Annotated in this window: 1 protein-coding gene and 2 pseudogenes; 2 read left to right on the top strand and 1 reads right to left on the bottom strand. The window is 61.9% G+C overall.

The annotated features are described in order from the left end of the window. Nucleotides 1–156 precede the first annotated feature (156 nt). On the top strand, nucleotides 157–300 hold the full coding sequence (locus tag NKI99_RS33655) for a hypothetical protein (RefSeq protein WP_352613733.1): 144 nt from the start codon (nucleotides 157–159) through the stop codon (nucleotides 298–300). Nucleotides 301–494: 194 nt separating this feature from the next. Here the strand turns inward: NKI99_RS33655 and NKI99_RS33650 are convergent. Beyond that, nucleotides 495–628, bottom strand: a pseudogene (locus NKI99_RS33650) (IS481 family transposase); the annotation flags it as partial. Nucleotides 629–766: 138 nt separating this feature from the next. Between NKI99_RS33650 and NKI99_RS33645 the strand changes: the two are divergent. Next, a pseudogene (locus NKI99_RS33645) lies at nucleotides 767–1,848 on the top strand (IS630 family transposase). Nucleotides 1,849–2,029 lie beyond the last annotated feature (181 nt).

Below are 2,029 nucleotides of genomic sequence, written 5' to 3'. Positions count from 1 at the left end.
TGCTCCCGCCACCGCGGTTACTGGCTAAAACCGCCCCGATCGGCGGCGACCGGGGCCGGCCCCCCCCCCCCCCCCCCGCGCGGCGCCCGCCGGCGCGCCCCCCGAGACGGAATCGATCCGGCGTCCACTCGGCATGCGCCGGTGGGAGCTGTGCAGATGATCCGGATCGGTTCCATGACGCAGGCCGCCATAGCGACGCTGATGGACGGCAACGCGCTTGCAGTGGTGAAAGATCTCGAGCATGCGTGCCGTTGCTCTGAAGTCGACTTGCTGGCGAATGAGATTGTGACTACGGAATAGAAGATGATGGTCTTGCAGCGGAACTTCCTTCTCTGCATTTCCACTCTGCAGTTCCGTTAACATCTTATTTCCGTATCCGCGAGGATAGCTTAACATCGGGCCTAGGAGCGCAGACAGCGATTGGCCCTCTTCTAGCTAGGGCGATCACCACGAGCATTCGCTACTTTCTCACCAGCATATGCGCCAGCCAATTCAACCCACTCCCGGACAGTCCCCAGCAGATGTCTGCGGCTTCGGCCACGGCCTGCGGCGTCTGCCCGCTCTCGACCTGCCTAATAATTCGCTCTCGACTACGCGGCGTCAGCCGGGCATTCTTATGAACGTTCATCTGGTCCCTCGAGAACCACTGAAGCTTCGCAATCTCAGCTTTCCCGGTCCGGACCGGATGGACAACCTAGTGGACTGGTCGGGACGGAAGAGTCCGATTTGGGATTCCCCTCGTTGTCGCGGCATGCGGCGGTGGGGGATGCGCACAGGTATCATGATCGACGTTACGGCATCCGACAGGGCTAGGCTTGAGGCGATCGTGGCGGCTCGAGGCTCGCCGCAGAAGCATGTCTGGCGAGCTCGGATCATCCTTTTGAGCGGCGAAGGCTTGGGAACTGTGGCTGTCATGGCGGCTACGGCCAAGTCGAAGACCTGGCGTATGGCGGTGGCAGGAACGGTTCATGGCCGAGGGCGTCGACGGCCTGTTGCGCGACAAGACCCGGCCGCCCGGCATCGCGCCGCTGAAAGCCGTGCTGGTCGACAAGGTCGTCGCGCTGACGCTTGAGCCGCCTGCTCACGAAGCGACACACTGGACGGTCCGTGCGATGGCGAGGGCGGCGGCCGGTATCGCTGCGTCTTCGGTCGTGAAGATCTGGCACGATCACGGTCTTGCCCCGCATCGCTGGCGCACCTTCAAGCTTTGGAACGACAAGGCCTTTGCCGAAAAGTTGCACGACGTGGTCGGCCTCGATGTCTCGCCGCCCGCCCATGCGATCGTCCTATCGGTGGATGAGAAGAGCCAGATTCAGGCCTCGACCGCACGCAACCGGGGTACCGCTGAAGAAGGGGCGCGGCGGCACCATGATGCATGATTACAAACGCAACGGAACCACCACCCTGTTCGCCGCCCTCAACGTGCTCGACGGCTCGGTGATCGGCCGCAACATGCAGCGTCACCGGCACCAGGAGTTCATCCGCTTTCTCAATGCGGTCGAGGCTGAACTCCCGACCGACAAAGCCGTCCATGTCATCCTCGACAACTACGCCACCCACAAGCAACCGAAAGTCAGGGCCTGACTGGCTCGGCATCCGCGAATGACCTTCCACGTCGTGCCGACATCCTGCTCGTCGCTGAACGCTGTCGAGGGCTTCTTCGCCAAGCTCACCCGCCGACGCCTGAAGCACGGCATCTTCCATTCCGTCGTCGACCTCCAGGCCGCAATCAACCGCTTCATCAAGGAGCACAATCACGAGCCCAAGCCCTTCGCATGGAAGGCCGATCCGGGCGACATCATCGCCGCCGTCAGACGAAGGCACCAAACGTTGGAATCAATCCACTAGCGAACGGGTCTGCCTGCGCGTTTGATCAGTTTGTTGACAAGCGAGGCGACACGCGGCAAGGCCGTTGTGTTGGCCATATCGCTCACCAAGATATAGGTCTACGCAACTTAAAGGCTAGCAGCTGGCCATTGCTGCACCTGATGCCAGCATCAGGCCAGCCTGTCGCCAAGTGCTTTCACCG

This window comes from Mesorhizobium sp. M0239 (assembly GCF_040321815.1).
Classification (GTDB): Bacteria; Pseudomonadota; Alphaproteobacteria; order Rhizobiales; family Rhizobiaceae; genus Mesorhizobium.
Note: the sequence above shows the minus strand (reverse complement) of the source record. Positions and strands in the feature narration are given on the sequence as shown.

What these genes read in the sequence shown, in the direction of transcription:
- NKI99_RS33655 (WP_352613733.1), top strand. Translation starts at nt 157, where the DNA reads ATGATCCGGATCGGTTCCATGACGCAGGCCGCCATAGCGACGCTGATG.